15 protein-coding genes are annotated in these 18624 nt (G+C 32.3%); 10 read left to right on the forward strand and 5 right to left on the reverse strand.

What is annotated here, in order from left to right:
- Nucleotides 1-6 precede the first annotated feature (6 nt).
- The 3 genes from LNP81_RS02390 to LNP81_RS02400 all read right to left on the reverse strand — a co-directional run bounded on the left by LNP81_RS02390 (nt 7) and on the right by LNP81_RS02400 (nt 7012).
- Nucleotides 7-4359, reverse strand: coding sequence for a T9SS type B sorting domain-containing protein (locus tag LNP81_RS02390; RefSeq protein ID WP_230033156.1), 4353 nt, complete (start codon nt 4357-4359; stop codon nt 7-9).
- Between the two features lie 517 nt (nt 4360-4876).
- Nucleotides 4877-5953: a helix-turn-helix domain-containing protein gene (locus tag LNP81_RS02395; protein ID WP_230033158.1), complete on the reverse strand. Its 1077-nt coding sequence runs from the start codon at nt 5951-5953 to the stop codon at nt 4877-4879.
- Nucleotides 5954-5956: 3 nt separating this feature from the next.
- Nucleotides 5957-7012 (reverse strand): helix-turn-helix domain-containing protein, encoded by a 1056-nt coding sequence (locus tag LNP81_RS02400; protein ID WP_230033160.1) that lies wholly within the window; start codon nt 7010-7012, stop codon nt 5957-5959.
- Between the two features lie 210 nt (nt 7013-7222).
- Here LNP81_RS02400 and LNP81_RS02405 point away from each other — a divergent pair, with 210 nt between their 5' ends.
- From LNP81_RS02405 to purE, 3 genes are all read left to right on the forward strand, one after another.
- Nucleotides 7223-8374, forward strand: a complete 1152-nt coding sequence (locus LNP81_RS02405; RefSeq protein WP_230033161.1) for a 5-(carboxyamino)imidazole ribonucleotide synthase — start codon at nt 7223-7225, stop codon at nt 8372-8374.
- Between the two features lie 28 nt (nt 8375-8402).
- Nucleotides 8403-8807, forward strand: a complete 405-nt coding sequence (locus LNP81_RS02410; RefSeq protein ID WP_230033163.1) for a hypothetical protein — start codon at nt 8403-8405, stop codon at nt 8805-8807.
- A gap of 70 nt (nt 8808-8877) precedes the next feature.
- Nucleotides 8878-9360 carry a 5-(carboxyamino)imidazole ribonucleotide mutase gene (gene purE / locus LNP81_RS02415; protein ID WP_041516353.1) on the forward strand — a complete coding sequence of 161 codons (483 nt, stop codon included), beginning with the start codon at nt 8878-8880 and terminating at the stop codon, nt 9358-9360.
- A gap of 104 nt (nt 9361-9464) precedes the next feature.
- Here the strand turns inward: purE and LNP81_RS02420 are convergent, their stop codons facing one another.
- Nucleotides 9465-10136: a hypothetical protein gene (locus tag LNP81_RS02420; RefSeq protein WP_230033164.1), complete on the reverse strand. Its 672-nt coding sequence runs from the start codon at nt 10134-10136 to the stop codon at nt 9465-9467.
- Between the two features lie 220 nt (nt 10137-10356).
- On the opposite strand from LNP81_RS02420, the gene LNP81_RS02425 reads away from it, so the two are divergent.
- From LNP81_RS02425 to LNP81_RS02440, 4 genes are read left to right on the forward strand one after another with little or no spacing between them, the layout of a single operon-like run.
- Nucleotides 10357-12384 (forward strand): M3 family metallopeptidase, encoded by a 2028-nt coding sequence (locus LNP81_RS02425; RefSeq protein WP_230033165.1) that lies wholly within the window; start codon nt 10357-10359, stop codon nt 12382-12384.
- Nucleotides 12385-12416: 32 nt separating this feature from the next.
- Nucleotides 12417-13004, forward strand: a complete 588-nt coding sequence (locus LNP81_RS02430; RefSeq protein ID WP_230033166.1) for an ATPase — start codon at nt 12417-12419, stop codon at nt 13002-13004.
- The gene (locus tag LNP81_RS02435) at nt 12991-13152 is read left to right on the forward strand and encodes a hypothetical protein (RefSeq protein ID WP_154339901.1); all 162 of its coding nucleotides are present in this window, start codon (nt 12991-12993) and stop codon (nt 13150-13152) included. The genes LNP81_RS02430 and LNP81_RS02435 overlap by 14 nt, the downstream gene beginning before the upstream one ends.
- Before the next feature lie 13 nt (nt 13153-13165).
- Nucleotides 13166-13825, forward strand: coding sequence for a SanA/YdcF family protein (locus LNP81_RS02440; protein ID WP_230033167.1), 660 nt, complete (start codon nt 13166-13168; stop codon nt 13823-13825).
- A 112-nt stretch (nt 13826-13937) separates the two neighbouring features.
- Here LNP81_RS02440 and LNP81_RS02445 read toward each other — a convergent pair whose 3' ends face one another.
- Entirely contained in the window at nt 13938-15200 is a 1263-nt protein-coding gene (locus LNP81_RS02445) for a cation:proton antiporter (protein ID WP_230033168.1), read from the reverse strand.
- Between the two features lie 181 nt (nt 15201-15381).
- Here LNP81_RS02445 and LNP81_RS02450 point away from each other — a divergent pair, with 181 nt between their 5' ends.
- From LNP81_RS02450 to LNP81_RS02460, 3 genes are read left to right on the forward strand one after another with little or no spacing between them, the layout of a single operon-like run.
- Entirely contained in the window at nt 15382-16794 is a 1413-nt protein-coding gene (locus LNP81_RS02450; protein WP_230033169.1) for a hypothetical protein, read from the forward strand.
- 16 nt (nt 16795-16810) lie between these two features.
- Nucleotides 16811-17977, forward strand: coding sequence for a hypothetical protein (locus LNP81_RS02455; RefSeq protein ID WP_230033170.1), 1167 nt, complete (start codon nt 16811-16813; stop codon nt 17975-17977).
- Nucleotides 17978-17979: 2 nt separating this feature from the next.
- Entirely contained in the window at nt 17980-18474 is a 495-nt protein-coding gene (locus tag LNP81_RS02460) for a hypothetical protein (RefSeq protein ID WP_230033171.1), read from the forward strand.
- The last annotated feature ends 150 nt before the right edge of the window (nt 18475-18624 follow it).

Here is an 18624-nt window from a genome sequence, read left to right on the forward strand (position 1 = left end):
TTTCAATTACCTGTTAATGTATATCCAACCTTCTCTGTCTGTTTTGCCATCTCCATCTAAATCAATTTGATAGTAATAAGAACTTGACTCAGGTAATGAACTTGAATTTCCTTTGTAATATCCGTCCCAGTCATTTTGATAATTTCTGGCAACAAACACTTCTGTTCCCCATCGATTGAAAACACGTACGGTTGAAGCAGGATAATATTCAATATTAGAAACAACCCATGTATCATTGATACCATCTCCGTTTGGAGTAAAGGCTTCAGAAATATTTACCTGATCTTTATCGCAAGCATCTCCAATACCATTATTGTTACGATCTTCCTGATATGGATTAAAGGTAATTGGGCAATTATCTGATGAATCTAAAATTCCATCATTGTCATCATCGTTATCACAATTATCCGGAATTCCGTCTTTATCATTATCTCCAAATGTGTTTACAATAGTAACTTTTGCAGTGGCTGTAGCAGTATTACCTGCCTTATCTTTTACCGTTAAAATCACTGTATTTACACCCACTTTTGTACAATCGAAAGAAATCCTATCAAGACTTACTGTAGCAATACCACAGTTATCAGAACTTCCGTTATTGATTTGCGCTGCTGTTATAAATGCATTTCCTGCATCATCAAGTTGCACAGTCAAATCTTTTGTTTTAGCTATTGGCACAATATTATCCTGAACAGTAACAATTGCGATTTCTTTAGCAACATTACCGTTAATATCAGTTACTGTAAGCGTTACTTCATTCTCTCCAATATTATTACAGCTAAAAATATCGGGACTAACTGTAATTGAAGCTATACCACAAGTATCAGCACTTCCATTATCGATTTCTGTTGCTGTAATTGAAGCATTTCCGGAAGCATTAAGCTGAACTGTTACATCTTTCGTAAGAACTGTTGGCAAAGTATTGTCTGTTACTTTTACAGTTTGAGTTATTGCAACTGCATCATTCCCGTTAACGTCTTTTACATTCCATTTGATTGTCGTTGTTCCTACAGGATAAATATCTGTAAGTAATTTGGCATCACTTCGTACTCCTGTTGGGCTTCCAACTGAACAATTGTCTGTGGCTGTTGCCGAAACTATTACAGTTGCTCCACAAAGATTGGCATCAACATTTACATTTTTATTCCCGTTTGAAACAATTACCGGAACCTGATTGTCTTTTACGATTATCGTTTGGATTACTTCAACAGCATCATTCCCGTTAACGTCTTTTACATTCCATTTGATTGTTGTTGTTCCTACAGGATAAATATCTGTAAGTAATTTGGCATCACTTCTTACTCCTGTTGGGGTTACAACTGTACAATTATCTGTGGCTGTTGCTGAAACAATTACAGCTGCGCCGCAAACATTTGTATCGGAATTTACATTTTTATCTCCGTTTGAAACAATTACCGGAATTTGACTGTCTGTTACTATGATCTTTTGAATTTCTTCAACTGCATCATTTCCATTGACATCTTTTACATTCCAGGCGATTGTTGTTGTTCCTACAGGATAAGCATCAGTAAGTAATTTGGCATCACTTCGTACTCCAGTTGGCGTTCCAACAGAACAATTATCTGTAGCTGATGCAGAAACCGTTACGTTGGCACCGCAAGTATTTATATCAAGATTTGCAGTTTGATCACCATTTGAAACAATAACCGGAATTTGATTATCTGTTACTATGATCTTTTGAATTTCTTCAACTGCATCATTTCCATTAACATCTTTTACATTCCAGGCGATTGTTGTTGTTCCCAAAGGATAAACATCCGTAAGTAATTTGGCATCACTTCGCACTCCTGTTGGCGTTCCTGCAGTACAATTATCTGTAGCTGATGCTGAAACTGTTACAATAGCTCCGCAAGTATTTGCATCAACATTTACAGTTTGATCACCATTTGAAACAATAACCGGAATTTGATTGTCTGTTACTATGATCTTTTGAATTTCTTCAACTGCATCATTTCCGTTAACATCTTTTACATTCCACGCGATTGTTGTTGTTCCCAAAGGATAAACATCAGTAAGTAATTTGGCATCACTTCGCACTCCTGTTGGCGTTCCTGCAGTACAATTATCTGTAGCTGATGCTGAAACTGTTACTTTTGCACCACAAACATCTGTATCAACATTTACATTTTGATCACCATTTGAAACAATGACCGGAATTTGATTGTCTGTTACTATGATCTTTTGAATTTCTTCAACGGCATCATTTCCATTAACATCTTTTACATTCCAGGCGATTGTTGTTGTTCCCACAGGATAAGCATCAGTAAGTAATTTGGCATCACTTCGCACTCCAGTTGGCGTTCCAACGGTACAATTATCTGTAGCTGATGATGAAACTGTTACAATAGCTCCGCAAGTATTTGCATCAACATTTACAGTTTGATCACCATTTGAAACAATTACCGGAATTTGATTGTCTGTTACTAGTATCGTTTGGATTACTTCAACAGCATCATTTCCGTTAACATCTTTTACATTCCAGGCGATTGTTGTTGTTCCTACAGGATAAACATCAGTAAGTAATTTGGTATCACTTCGCACTCCCGTTGGGGTTCCAACTGTACAATTATCTGTAGCTGATGCTGAAACTGTTACAATAGCTCCGCAAGTATTTGCATCGACATTTACAGTTTGATCACCATTTGAAACAATAACCGGAATTTGATTGTCTGTTACTAGTATCGTTTGGATTTCTTCAACTGCATCATTTCCGTTAACATCTTTTACATTCCAGGCGATTGTTGTTGTTCCCAAAGGATAAACATCCGTAAGTAATTTGGCATCACTTCGCACTCCCGTTGGCGTTCCAACAGTACAATTATCTGTAGCTGATGCTGAAACTGTTACATTTGCACCACAAACATCTGTATCAACATTAACGGTTTGATTTCCGTTTGAAGCAATTACAGGAATTTCAATATCTTCAACAGTTATTGTCGCATTTACAGTTGATACGTTTCCATTATTATCTGTAACAAACAAAGTAACATCATGTGTACCTATATCAGCACAAGAATAAGTTATAGAGCTTGTTTCAGATCCGGGTACTGGACCATATGAAGCCTGAACAGCTAATCTTTTTGGAGTTCCTCCACAAGGATCTGGAAAAGTACTGTTAGTCGCAGGAATAGTAGCAGTAGATTGCCCTAATAATAAACTTTCAACATTAGTTACACTGTAGAAAGAGTTACAAAAACCCAAAGTATAATTACCACAACTTCCAAATGGCGTTCCATAACTGGCAAAATTAACTTTAGTAAAAACACTAGATGGTGTTGCTGTAAGTGTTAAATTGCTTCCTTCGTTAACCATATCACAAGCTGTTCCTGTAGATCCAGAACCCAGCATATAACCGCTAATACCGCAATTATCTGTACTTCCATTATTTATTTGAGTCGCGTTTACAGTTACACTTCCGGCTGCGTCCAATTGAACTGTAAGATTTTGAGCAATTGCGACTGGTTTTGTATTATCTACGCCAGCTGTACCTTGCACTGTAAATGTATAAGGGTTTTCATCTGTGTCATCACTTGCTATACTTACAACTGCTGTTTGCAAACCAGTTTGAGTACAAGTAGGATTAAAACGTACATCAAATGTTTGTGAACCAAAACCTGCAATTGTATTAGAACCTGGCTGCGTTTGAACTGAAAAAGCACTGCTTCCGCTTATATTTACGATAGGAGTACCTGTTAAAGTCAATGCATTTGTTGTACCTTGATTTTGAATTGTAAAAGTATGATCTAAGGCTACTCCTCCGGCTAAAGTTCCAAAATCTGTATCATCAGAAGCAATTGGCGAAGCATCTCCATTTAAAATTGAAGTATTTCCGCCTTTAATATTAATTTCAGGGCCAGAAGTTGCATAATTCACAGTCACAATAGCATAAATACCTGGGTTTCCAGGAATAACATCCAGACCTTGGGTATTATTACCCGAGTTAAAAAGCACCGTATTTAATCCTCCTACATTATAATCTGCAAGATTTAGAGTCCATGTTGTTGGAGCTGGACCTCCGGGAGTACATGAACAATAATAAGGCCCCGGCGTAGGCTGTAATGGTTGATTTAAATTATTAAGCCTAACAGTCGAATTGCCATTGATACTGCTACAATTTACCGCATAATTAAGTTGTACTGTAACACTAGTAGGTGTCGCCGCACCAACAGATGTCCATTGGAATCCCATATCCATATTTGAATATGTATAGCGAATAGTACCACCGCATGTTTGTGGGGTTACTAAATCCGACAAACCTAACCGGTAAACCTGTGTCTGCGCAAACGAAGTATAAGTCTGTAGAATTGTGATTATAATTATTAATAAAATCTTTTTTTTCATATCTAAATATGTTTTTTTGAGTTGTTTTTTTTTATAATCTCCGAATTTTTATTTCGCAAACAGCAATAAACATCCTGCCCTATTTGTCAATAACAATGGACTTTAAATTGTCTTTCGACATTTTTTAAATTGGAAGGAAAATTAAAAACTGCTGGAAATTATCTTTTGCAATTATTTAATGTGCAAATTTGAAATAAGAAGTTTTTTGAAAGTTGCGAAATACATTCGCGAAGTAAAGTAGCTTTATTATCATATTGGTTGGTTTAGAATTATCGAACAAAATTATATCGAAATCCAAACGTCGAATAGCCCATTCGGACACATCGATAGCCCGAAACGACCAACTACATTTTCAGTATAAAACAGTCTGTTTAAAACTTGAAGACAACTAAAAATAAAATACTGAAAAACAACAAATTAAAAACAAAAACAGGTATAAATACGGTGTTCATAAAATCGCTCAAAAAAATCACATTCAGGATTGAAAAACTCAGGAAAAGAAAGAATTTTACAGTGATTATAGTCGTATTTCAGAAGGCATTTTTCCAAAACGCTTTTTAAAATTTGCCGTAAACTTGCTGGAACTTTTATAACCGGTAGCCAAGGCAATGTTTTTTATCTGCATATCAGTATTTTGAATCATCTGCATGGCCAAAAGTAATTTTTTCTCTTTATGATATTGTCCCATCGAAACGCCATGAACCGATTTAAAAGTCAATTTGAGTTTTGTTGGAGACATCCCTACCTTTTCTGCAATATATTCGACTCCTAAAAAAGGATTGGTTATCGTATCTAAAAGCAATTTTTCGGCTTTGGCAATTTTTCTATACTCGGGAGTTTCTGTTGGAGTATAATTACCAATTCGCTGATCTATATAAGCATTTTTAAAAAAAGTAGAAATCAATTGAAATGTCTGTGTTTTTAAAATTGCCTTACTTAATAAATCATGATTATTCTTTTCTAAATTAATTAAAATTTCTTTAGACAATTCAGCTGCATTGGGCACAATATCCTGATAGGTGATAAAACCTCTATCAGAGTTCAGGAATTTTTTAATCTGATTATCTTCCGGTAAGGTTCCAAAAGAAAAATTGCGTTCGGCCCATTCTTTACTAAATCCGTATAAATAGAATTCACAAACAGAACCTTTATAAAAATAGGCACCAACTTCTGTTCCTGGTATTTTAAATCCCCAGTATTTGCTCGAAAAAGGAGTTTTATCCGCAAACGTGTTTTGTAATTTCACTTCACTTTCAAAAACCGAAAAAGTCAGTGTATAATAATCAATAGGCAAATCTTCGTCGTAAATGGCTTTTAGCATCACGTTTTTCTTAAAAGTGATGCTGGTAGCAATAATCCAGAAACCTTCTTCGATTTCCCGATAACGCATTACACCTTTCGAAAAAGGATTGTTTCTGTAAACAGCCTGCTCTTCTATAACATGTTTAACCGACGGAGAATTTACAATACTTTGTACTATAACCTGAGGAGAATTAGACAAATAGGGCAATTCAAAAAAACCATCTCTGTAAAAGTTGATATTGTCTTTTATAAATTTAACCCACTTTCCTACATTCATAAAACTGATACTCAAATTTTAATTTTCTCTAAAAACGGAAGGTGATGTACCAAATCTTTTCTTAAACGCTGCAGCAAATTTACTTGCACTTTCATAACCTGTAATTATAGCAATTATCTGAATTTCGACTTCAGAATTTTCGAGCAATTGTTTGGCAAGAAGCATGTTTTTTTCTTTATGATATTGTAGCATCGAAAAACCAAATACAATTTTAAAATTCGCTTTTAATTTTGTTGGAGACGTATTCACCTCATATGCAATTTGATCTATTCCTAAAAAGGAGGATTGAAGATTATGCAAAATCATTTTCTCGGCTTTCGCTACATTATAATAATCTAAATTGCTTAGTGAAATATTATCTGCAATGCGACTGTCTAATGAATTCTTAAAAAACTCAGCAATCAACTTTGTACAAGACTTTCGTAATTCTGGAGTATTGAGATGAATTTTATTTTCATCGTCTAATATTTTGGATATTTTTTTAGACAATATATGTGCATTTGGAGCAATATCCAGCCAGGTATAAAACCCTTTTTGGTTATTAAAGAAACTTTCCAAAACACCTTTCCCACAAAACTTACCCGATTTGATATTTTGATCAACCCATTTCTTGTTCATCGCAATATTAAAGAACTTACCTTCGGTTCCTTTATAGAAATAAGTAGCCACTTCAGTTTCAGGCTTATAAAAAGTCCAACAAGTACTCAGTAAAGTAATAGGATCAGAATCCTTGAAAGGAAACTTATATTCGAAAACTGAAAACGATAAAATATAATATTCTTTTAGATGATCTTTTGTGTAAGTTGCTTTTGCAAGAACATTTTCTTTAAGATTAATGTTCGTTTCTAAAATCCAGAAACCTTCCTCTATTTTTCGGTAACGCATCTTACCTTTCCAAAAAGCATTGTCTGAAAAAATGACTTGCTTTAAGGCGTTATGTTTAATTATAGGGATTTTTATAAGACTGTCTAACATCACATGAGGAGAATTAGACAAGTATGGTAATTCGAAAAAGTCATCTTTTAGCAGAAAAAGAAACTTTTGAATATGTTTTGCCCAATCGTTTGTGGTCATGTACTTTATTAAATCTACGGCGGTTAAAAATCGGGTCAAACGTACGGAATTCAAGTCCACAAAACAAAATTTTCAAACGAGATATTTCAAAAAATTTTAACATTTACAATAATTATTTCTTTAATCTTACAATATCAAAAAATAGCAATTCAATACACAATAAATTGGCATTTCTATTTTATCAATTATCTTTGCAGAAACACAACTACAATGAACTATTTTTCTTCTGATTTTAAATTAGGAATATTAGGTGGTGGACAATTAGGAAAAATGCTATTGTTTGACACTCGAAAATTTGACATACAAACTTATGTTTTAGATCCAAGCGATGAAGCTCCGAGTAAAATTGCCTGCAATAAATTCTTTCAGGGCGATTTGATGGATTATGAAACAGTATACAATTTTGGAAAACAAGTCGATGTCTTGACTTTCGAAATCGAATTGGTTAATCTTGAAGCTTTAACGCAACTAGAAAACGAGGGTCTAAAAGTATATCCTTCTCCAAAAACCTTAAAAGGAATTCAGAATAAAGGCGTTCAAAAAGATTTTTACACACAAAGTAATATTCCGACAGCTTCATATTTACGATTTGATTCTCCGGCACATTTGCAAAAATCAGTTGGAAATAATGAAATCACCATTCCGTTTGTATGGAAATGCACAGAGTTTGGTTATGACGGAAATGGCGTAAAAGTCATTCGTCAGATCTCTGATATGGATGATTTACCAAATGTAGAATGCATTGCAGAAACAATGGTTCCGTTCAAAAATGAATTGGCCGTTATTGTAGTAAGAAATCCTTCAGGAGAAATAAAAACCTATCCGGTTGTAGAAATGGAATTTCACCCCGAAGCCAATCAGGTAGAATATGTAATTTGCCCTGCACGAATCGACGAAAAAGTAGCCGAAAAAGCCAGAGCAATTGCCTTGAATGTTTCGGAGAAATTCAATCATGTTGGTCTTTTAGCAGTTGAAATGTTCCAAACTCACGAAGATGAAATTTTGGTAAATGAGGTTGCTCCTCGCCCACACAATTCAGGTCATTATTCGATCGAAGCAAGTTATACATCACAATTCGAAAATCATCTACGCGCTATTTTAGATCTTCCGTTAGGAAACACAGATAGTAAAGTTGCCGGAGTTATGGTAAATTTAGTCGGTGCCGAAGGTTTCTCAGGAGATGTCGTTTACGAAAATATCGAAACCATTTTAGGATGGGATGGAGTTACTCCACATATTTACGGTAAAAAACAAACAAGACCTTTTAGAAAAATGGGTCACGTTACGATTGTAAATGAAAATATGGGCGAAGCAAGAAGAATTGCAGAGGATGTTAAGAATACAATTAAAGTGATTTCTTAATAACAACATTTTCTAACCAATAGGATTTATGACTGAATTAGCAAAAATCGGAAAAAAGCAAACATTATTTGTATTCATTTGTATTTTGATAATTTCATTATATTCAACTTACATCTATCAGTCTTATCAATCAGAAATTGACATAAAAAATTTGATCTCTGGAATAACCCGCTTTTTTTTAACGATTGGACTTCTTTATCTGGTATATATTGGAAAAAAATGGGCAAAAGTAGTAACGATCGTACTTTTTTCGATTGCAAACGTAATTCTCATAATTAGCTTATTTTCAATTGATATCTCTTTGATAAATAAAGCTCCAATAATAATTATGACAGTCGTATATAGTTTTTCACTTTACCATTTTACAATTTCAAAAAGCTTCAAAGCATTTTTTGAATATCAAAACAATAAAAATACTGACGTAATTTCATAAATAAAAAAACAAACATTTTCAGTCTCAACAAAAAACCTGAAACCTGAAACAAAACAAACAAAAACACACTATGAGTAAAGTAGCCATTATAATGGGAAGTATCTCTGACATGCCAGTCATGCAGGATGCCATCGACATATTAAAACAATTTAACATTGAAACTGAAGTAGATATCGTTTCGGCACACAGAACGCCGGAAAAATTATTCGATTTTAGTAAAAACGCACATACTCGCGGTATTTCGGTGATTATTGCCGGAGCCGGAGGCGCTGCACATTTACCGGGAATGGTTGCTTCTATGTCACCGCTTCCTGTAATTGGAGTTCCGGTAAAATCAAGTAATTCTATAGATGGCTGGGATTCGGTTTTATCGATTCTTCAAATGCCGGGCGGAGTTCCAGTTGCAACTGTAGCTTTGAACGGAGCAAAAAATGCCGGAATTCTTGCAGCACAAATCATCGGAAGTCACGATAAAAAAGTGCTTGATACGATTATTGCTTACAAAGAAGAACTAAAAGCTGCGGTTAATAAAGCGGCTGAAGGTTTGAAATAGTTTTCAGTCGCAGTTTTCAGTATAAAAAGCGACTGAATAAAATACAAAAAACAAAGGCTTCCCATTACGGAAGCCTTCATTTTTTTACCCTTCTATATTCTGAATTATGCTTCTTCTTCGATATCCTCAAGAACAGATTCAAATTCATACTCTGTAATATCTTCTTTATTTATCCAATTCTCAGAAGTAACCAAATTATAATTTACATTATCTTCTGTTGTCAATTCCCAAATAATAGCTTCGGATTCCGGAAACGCAATGTTTTGAGACATTTGATTTTCAAATAATCTTTTAATAAGATTTCTATCAGACAAACCATTGTTCAATAATTTCAGTACATTTTCTGCTGTCAGTTTTTGCGCTTCGCCATCTGTTGGTGTCATTGAAAAATGAACAATAGAAGCTTTTGCATTGGGAAATTTTCCGTTGTATGCTTTAAAAAGTAATTGATTGATATGAAACAAAGTTCCCTGCATATCTATTTCGGGATATTCCTCGCAAACTTTATCAATCAACATATTGTGCGATATTTGCTCAATTTGTCCGTCGCCTAATCGATCAGCAAATTTGTATTTTAAAACTATTTCGGCAGCTTCATTAGGTTCGTAATCCGATATCGCCATTTCTAACAATTCCGGCAAACTGGCTTTGTCTGCAGTTGCACCATCCGGATAATTGAATTTTTCTAATAACTGAACGAAATCCTCATCAGACCAATATCCTTCTACTTCATTAACCGTATCTATATTCTTTATTACAACTTGATAATTCATCATTTTTTTGTTTTACAATTTCAGATTAGCATTTTATATTCTAATCGCATTTTTTCAATTTACGATTTTTAAAACCCTTACATAAATAAATAACATATCTATAACACAATTTAAGAGGATTTTATGCCTACAATCAATTCTATATAGATGATTAGATTTTTATAAATTGCTATCTTTGGAATTCAAAAATTTGACTTCAATTAATATAAATAATTACATTATAATGAACGTTTTACTTTCAAAATTCACAACCAAACATAACACAGCACCTTTTTCGCAAATAAAAATTGACGATTATCTTCCGGCTTTTCAGGAAGGAATTACTTTGGCTAAAGCCGAAATTGATGCTATCGTAAACAATCCCGAAGCGCCAACTTTTGAAAACACTGTTGTAGCAATGGATTTTTCAGGAGATATTTTAGATCGTCTTTCAAGTGTTTTCTTCAACTTGAATTCGGCAGAAACAAGCGACGAAATGCAAAAAATCGCTCAGGAAGTTTCGCCTTTATTATCTGAATTCGGAAATGACATTACGCTAAATGCTGCTTTATTTGCTAAAATAAAAGCCGTTTACCATCAAAAAGAAACTTTAAATCTAAATCCTGAGCAAACTACCCTTTTAGATAAAAAATATAAAAGCTTTTCCCGAAACGGAGCAAATTTAGCTGAAGATAAAAAAGATAAACTTAGAGAAATCGACAAAGAATTATCAAAATTAAAATTACAATTTGAAGAGAATATTTTGGCAGAAACCAATGCCTACGAATTGCATTTAACTGATGAAAAAGATTTATCTGGTTTGCCTGAAGGAACAATCGAAGCAGCAAGATTATTAGCTAAAAACCAGGAAAAAGAAGGTTGGATTTTCACTTTAGATCATCCAAGTTATCTTCCATTTTTGACTTATGCAGATAATCGTGAATTGCGTAAAAAAATGGCAATTGCTTTTGGCTCAAGATCTTTTCAGAATAACGAATTCGACAATCAGGAAAACGTCTTGAAAATTGCGAAATTACGTTTCGAAAGAGCGAATTTATTAGGTTATAAAACGCACGCACATTTTGTTCTTGAAGAAAGAATGGCGGAAAGTCCGGAGAAAGTTTTCTCTTTTTTGAATGATTTATTGGCAAAAGCAAAACCTGCCGCTCAAAAAGAATTTGCTGAATTAACGGCTTTCGCCAAAGAGCTGGACGGAATCGAACAATTAGAAAAATGGGACGGAGCTTATTATTCTGAAAAACTGAAACAACAGCTTTTCAATTTAGATGATGAAAAACTAAAACCTTATTTTCAATTAGAAAAAGTATTAAACGGTGCTTTTACAGTTGCCAAAAAATTATACGGATTAACATTTACTGAAGTTTTTGACATAGATAAATATCATGATGAAGTTACGACTTACGAAGTAACCGATGCTGATGGTAATTTAGTTTCTATTTTCTATGCCGATTTCTTTCCAAGAAAAGGAAAACGAAATGGTGCCTGGATGACTTCATTCAAACATCAATCTATAAAAGATGGCGTAAATGAAAGACCGCATATTTCGAACGTTTGCAACTTTACAAAACCAACGGAAACAAAACCATCTTTATTAACTTTTAACGAAGTGACTACTTTATTCCATGAATTTGGCCACGGTTTACACGGAATGTTAGCCAATACCGTTTACCCGAGTTTATCCGGAACTTCTGTATTTTGGGATTTTGTAGAATTACCAAGTCAGATTATGGAAAACTGGTGTTACGAACCGGAAGCTTTGGCTTTATTTGCCAATCATTACGAAACAGGAGAAATTATCCCAATTGAGTATGTGCAGAAAATCAAGGAAAGTGCAAGTTTTCAGGAAGGATTAGCAACTTTACGTCAGTTAAGTTTTGGATTATTGGATATGGCTTGGCACGGACAAGATCCGACCAATATTACAGATTTAAAAACTTTTGAAACAGAGCAATTTGCCAACACGCAATTGTATCCTGATGTAAAAGAAAACGCGATGAGTACGGCGTTTTCTCATATTTTTCAGGGCGGATATTCTTCCGGATATTACAGCTATAAATGGGCTGAAGTTTTGGATGCGGACGCTTTTGAATATTTTCAGGAAAACGGTATTTTCAATCACGAAATTGCTACAAAATTCAAAGACAATGTACTTTCTAAAGGAGGAACAGAACATCCTATGATTTTGTACAAACGTTTTAGAGGTCAGGAACCAAAACCTGAAGCTTTATTAAAGAGAGCGGGATTACTTTAAATATTTAATACCTTTGTTTAATATTCAATCTATTGAAAGATAAAAATTTATATATTATTGCAGGTTGTAATGGAGCTGGAAAAACAACAGCTTCATATACAATTCTGCCCGAAATTTTAGATTGTAAAGAATTTGTAAATGCAGATGAAATCGCTAAAGGTCTCTCTCCTTTTCAACCTGAAAAAGTAAGCTTTGAAGCCGGAAGAATAATGCTTAATCGTATTGATGAATTATTACAAAAAGAAGCTGACTTTGCATTTGAAACAACTCTTTCAGCAAAAAGTTATATTTCGATTATAAAAAAAGCTCAAAACCAAGGTTATTTTATAACATTAGTTTTCTTTTGGCTAAATTCAGTAGAACTTGCAAAACAAAGAGTAATAATTAGAGTAAGCGAAGGAGGACATAATATTCTCGTAGATGTTATTGAAAGAAGGTATATTAGAGGAATTAAAAACTTCTTCAAAATTTATTTAAATGTTTGTGATAATGTAATGCTATTTGATAATTCCAACAAATTACCCGTTCTTATCTTAGAAAAAGAAATTAATGAAGAACCAGTTATTATAGATGAAAATTTATTTAAAAAAATAAATAATTTACAACATGACAAAAGATAAAATTAAAGAATTACAGAATAAAATAGTTGAAGGCCTTAAAGTTTCATCAAAAAAAATGATTGAGAACAAAAAGAAAATCAATGGTAAAATTGTTGTTTATGCTGATGGTAAAATTCAGACTATAAATGCAGTAGACATTAAAGATTAAACCTAAATATATTTTGAAAAAATATTTAAAAATCGCTCTTTATCTAGCTATAATCGGATTGGTTGCTATTGTTTCGGTAAACTATTACGTGAAGTCTTCGACCAAAAAACATATTTATTATTCACTTAAGAAATTCCCTAAAAACGATGTGGGAATTGTTTTTGGTGCCGGAATCAACGGAGATCAACCGAGTAAATATTTAAAAGACCGTCTAGATGCCGGAATCGCATTATATAAAGCCAACCGAATCAATAAAATTTTACTTTCGGGAGATAATGGCCGCGACGAATATGATGAATTAACGGTAATGAAAAATTACTGTTTTAATCATGGTGTGGATACTACCAAAATATTTATTGATTATGCAGGATTTGATACCTATTCTACAATGTATCGCGCCAAACATATTTTTAACATCAAAAAAGCAACTTTAATTTCTCAGGAATATCATTTAAACCGTGCAATTTACATCGGACAAAAACTTGGGATAAAAGCTGTTGGATATTCTGCCAACAATGGAGAATATCTGGGATATAAATATGTTACTTTTAGAGAATATGGTTCTATCTTTAAATCCTTTTTTGATGTTTTGAGAAATCGTGAACCTCGCTTTTTAGGAAATCAAATTGATATAAACGGAGCTTCGAATTATTCTAAAGAAGACAAACGATAAAAAAAGCCTGCAAAAATATTTTTGCAGGCTTTTTTCTTTCAGCCAAATAAAGATAAAAATTCTTTATTCTTTATTCTTTATTCTTTATTCTATGCTCTATTTTCTAAGTCATTTACTCTTTCTCCAAAACCTTTTTGGCTAATTTTCCAACGGTCAGCCCTTGTACTACAATTGAAAACAGTACTACAATATAAGTTACTTCAAGCAATAGGTTTTTATATTCTCCTTCCGGCATAGAAAGTACTAATGCAATAGAAACTCCTCCGCGAATTCCTCCCCAAACTAAAACCATTAAGGATCCTTTGTTGTAGGCAGATTTAATTCCGAAAAATTTAAATATATCAAAGAATTTCCACGGTAAAACGATAGAAAAAATTCTGGCGAATAACACTATAAAAATAGCTACAAAACCGGTTAATAATTGTTTATTTAAATCTGGTAATAATAACAACTCAAAACCAATAAATAAGAATAAGATAGCGTTTAATATCTCATCAATAAGTTCCCAAAACTTACCTAAATAATCCTGAGTAATTTCGCTCATGGCTACTTTTTTACCATAATTACCAATAATCAATCCGGCAACTACCATCGCTAACGGACTTGAAACGTGAAAGCTTTGGGCAATTAGAAAACCTCCCATTACGATAGAAAGCGTGATTAGAACTGACACTTTATAATCGTCGATTTTTTTCATAACTCTCGATGCGGTATATCCTAAAGCAGCTCCTAATAAAAGCCCACCAATTCCTTCTTTTGCAAATAACCAGGCGATAGAACCAAAAGTCATATCAAATGTTGGATCAGTTGCCATTTTAAGAACAACAGCAAACATTACTACTGCTACTCCATCATTAAACAACGATTCACCAACAATTTTGGTTTCTATTCTTTTAGGAACTTTTGCTTGTTTTAAAACGCCTAACACCACAATTGGATCGGTTGGAGAAATTAATGTACCAAAAACCAAACAAAATATATAAGGTATTTTTATTCCTAAAATTGGCGCTATATAATAAAGCAGCATAGAAATAATTAATGCTGATAACACAACACTAACTGTAGAATATATCATAATAGGAACTTTTTGTTCTTTAAGATCAGACATATTCACGTGCAGTGCGCCTGCGAACAAAAGAAAATTCAACATCGCTCCCATTAAGATTTCGTTGAAGTCAAATTCTTTTATTAATTCAAAAAAATGTTTGGTTGTAGCCGGAAAATAAGAATCTCCCAATAAGCGAATGCCTACAGAAACCAACATGGCAATAATCATTATTCCGATAGTTCCAGGAAGTTTTAAAAATCTTAAATTTAAATAGGCGAAGAAAGAGGCCAATACAATAAGTATTGAAAAGGTGTAGTATAATTCCATAAATGTGATTTTTACAAAAATATATTTCCATTATCTAATACAAAATTTCATTTCCTAAATTAACATAACTTTACAATTATGAGAAATGATTTTCTAAAGCGATAAATAGTAAAGAATATTTTGATATCATTTTAAAAAGAATATTTTTGTACGTAATTACTCTTCTTTTTAAAACCATTCTATGAAATTAATTTTTAGCGAAACTCAAAATAATGTTATTGATAAAATTTGGGTATTCGGAATTATACTTTTCTCACTAAGTATGCTCTTGTATTACCTCGAAGTCTTTACCCCCAACACATTTATATTTATACAAATTTGGCGTGTACTTTTTTGGTATTTCAACACACTAATTCTTTCCTGGTATTTTTATAAAAACAATAAAATAAAGACAGGGATCATTTTACAATTGCTGAGTATTCCTTATTTTTTCAAAAATGATGTTTCATTTTTATTAGACTATAATTTCACACATTATCTTTACGATTTCACCTGGTATAAGAGTAGTTACATCTACAAAATCATCAATTTTCTATCGCTAATAGTGCCTTTTCTTTATTTTGTCAAGCATTACTTTGCACTAGAAAACTTTAATGTTTCTAAAAAAACAAAATGGCTTTTTCCTATACTAATATCAATACTTTTACTCAACGTTATTGATATAGAAGTTGAAAATACATTTGGAAATTTTACATTTTTAAATTTCACCGAACCTTATATGCAGGATATATTCATAACGATTATGGAATTTATCAATACCTTCAAAATTTTATTTGCTCTGATCGGCTTTTTCTACATTACCAATAGATTTGGAGGAATTAAAAGTATCCGAAAACCTATCGATGAACAATTTATTGACACAAAATTCTTTAAATGGGGTTTTATCATTAGTTTTTTTCTTTTAATTCTAACTCTCTTAAATCTGGCTCAATCGATATTTACAATTTCTATTTTCTCTTCAAAATTTGATTTATCTGAAGTAATAAAATTAGTATCAAACTATTTCCTTCTACTATATTCAGGAAGATTTTTAGGCAATCTGATTCAGTTTCGCGGTTATTCCTTAAAAAAATATTTCGGAATTATAAATGTATTTACGCTTATTCCTATCTTCAATATTTTTAGCTTTTTAGTTTTACTGCTAACAAAAAGAGCAGAAAACGTTACGCAATATTTTCTTAATCTAAAGAAAAACAAAAAACTTCATTTGGCTCTTTATTGCCTTTTACTGACTGCTTTTTTAATATATGAGTATTTTACAAGTGAAGTAAAAGCCATAAACGATTTGATAAAAATCCCTGTATTTATACTAGCAATCCTTTTGGTTGCTTACTATAAAATCATGACTAAAATTGTTCCTTTTGCAGTTGTTCTGTTTTTATATTTTGAAGATGTGAAACACTTTTTTGATTTTACTGAAGGATATCTCATTTTTTTTAAAGACAAAATCTTCTCCTTTCTATGGCTCTCTAGTTTTGGTGTTTTTATTCTTTATTATGTTCTTTATTATGTTTTGCATAAATCCTTTTATGTTGAGTATTCAAACAGTAAAAACGAAGAAAACGTAACAGTAAATATTGATAAGTTTAATTAACAAATAGATGCGCATTATGAAAATTATCAAAATAATATATTTACTAGTATTACTTTTATCAATATTAAGTTGCAAAAGATATAATCTTGAAGAAAATCAAGGCAATAATGAGTTAACTGCACAAGCGACAAAAATCAACAAACAAGAAGCTCAAAAGATTTTGAATTCAAAAGTAAACCTGGCTTCATTTTCTGAACCAGGTAAATTCAATATTTCTATTCCGGACAATTATATTTCTACAGTTACCGTCTACGAGCAGGGTAATATTGATTTGAAATTTGGGAAAATAGATTTTGAAACCCTAAAAGATGTAATCGCTATTGATTTAACCTCAGCTTTACTCCCGCGTGAAAGGCTTTGTTCACAAAGCGTTTACATTGTCAAAGAAGAAAATCTTAATTTGGTCACTATAGCCGAAATCAAAAAACAAATTGTTAAAGAAAATCATATTTACTTTGAAGATTCTAATAGTATTATTTATGGCGAAAATTTTACCGTAATACATTACGAGTACGATTCTACCTCAAAAAGCTATATTATTTACAACGGAGAAGTAGATCATTTTGCTAAATTTCCTGAAAAAGAAAATCTGGCGCTTCATATGCTTAAAAATGGCAAAAATTTATTAAAGAAAGATTTCAAAAAAAATCCTTTCAATTCCTGGGAAGAATATGTTTTGAATACACCTCAGGCTGAAATCTATTTATTCAAATCTATTTTTAATAAATTAGATAAAGAAATGAAAGCTTTTTTAGACATCAACCAATCCGTTTCACCAAGATCAGAGGGAAACTATGATTATGTCACATTTTACAGAACAAATGATGAAATGGATTTTACTTATCTTAATTTTCTAAATGCAGTAAAAACAAACGCCTTAGAAAACTTCACAATTCCTGAGAAAATCAGTTCCGACTTCGATAATATTTTTTTTAGTTCCAGATATTCACTCTCAAATAAATATAGTTTTACCCAAATTGATAATCTCACGGATTTAAAAATTACGGATTCAGGATACAATAATCGTGTTTTTGAAAAATTGATTTGTAATGTACAATATGAAGGAAAAAGTTTTTACTTAGTTACTAATGAGGTCTCAGATCTTACAAGGGACTTCTACATTAAAATGTTCAATTATTATTCAAAAAACAAAACATTAGACATTCCTGCCCTAAAAAAATAAATATGAAAATCATACTAAAAACGATTGTATTAACAGTGTTACTAACACTCTACGGTTGCCATTCTGTTGGGAAAGAATTAATTGAAGTACCAGTAACAAAAGAAGAAATTACTTCTTCAGGTGAAATCAATTTAAAAAAAGGAGAAACCATTTCATTTTGGACGAAAATAAATAGCGGTACTCCATATCCTGAATACACCATTAAATATTTGATTGAAGAAAATAAAAAAACAATTGAATTTGATAGTATTAGTAGATTCACTTATGAAAAAAATCATATAATAAACGCTACGGCAACTTCTGAAGACATAACTGAAAAAACTTTTGAAGAAAAAGATACCATAATACACAAGGAAAATTTTGAATTTGAACTTGAAAATAAAAAATTTACTGCGCCAAAAGATGGCAAATACACATTTGCTTTCAAGCTGACAAAATACGAACCTGAGTCGCAATCCTCTTTTAGCAGTGGTGTATCTATCATTTTAAGGAAATAATAGATTCGGTTTTCGCATCATTTCGTTAATCACTTAAAAACAATTTCATTTCCTAAATTAAAAGAACTTTATTTTTAAAGACAACAAAAGTCATAAAAAATGTCGAAGATAAACTTCGACATTTTTATTTTTCACCCAAGATTTTGCTGA

The organism is Flavobacterium piscisymbiosum, assembly GCF_020905295.1.
GTDB classification, from domain to species: Bacteria; Bacteroidota; Bacteroidia; order Flavobacteriales; family Flavobacteriaceae; genus Flavobacterium; species Flavobacterium piscisymbiosum.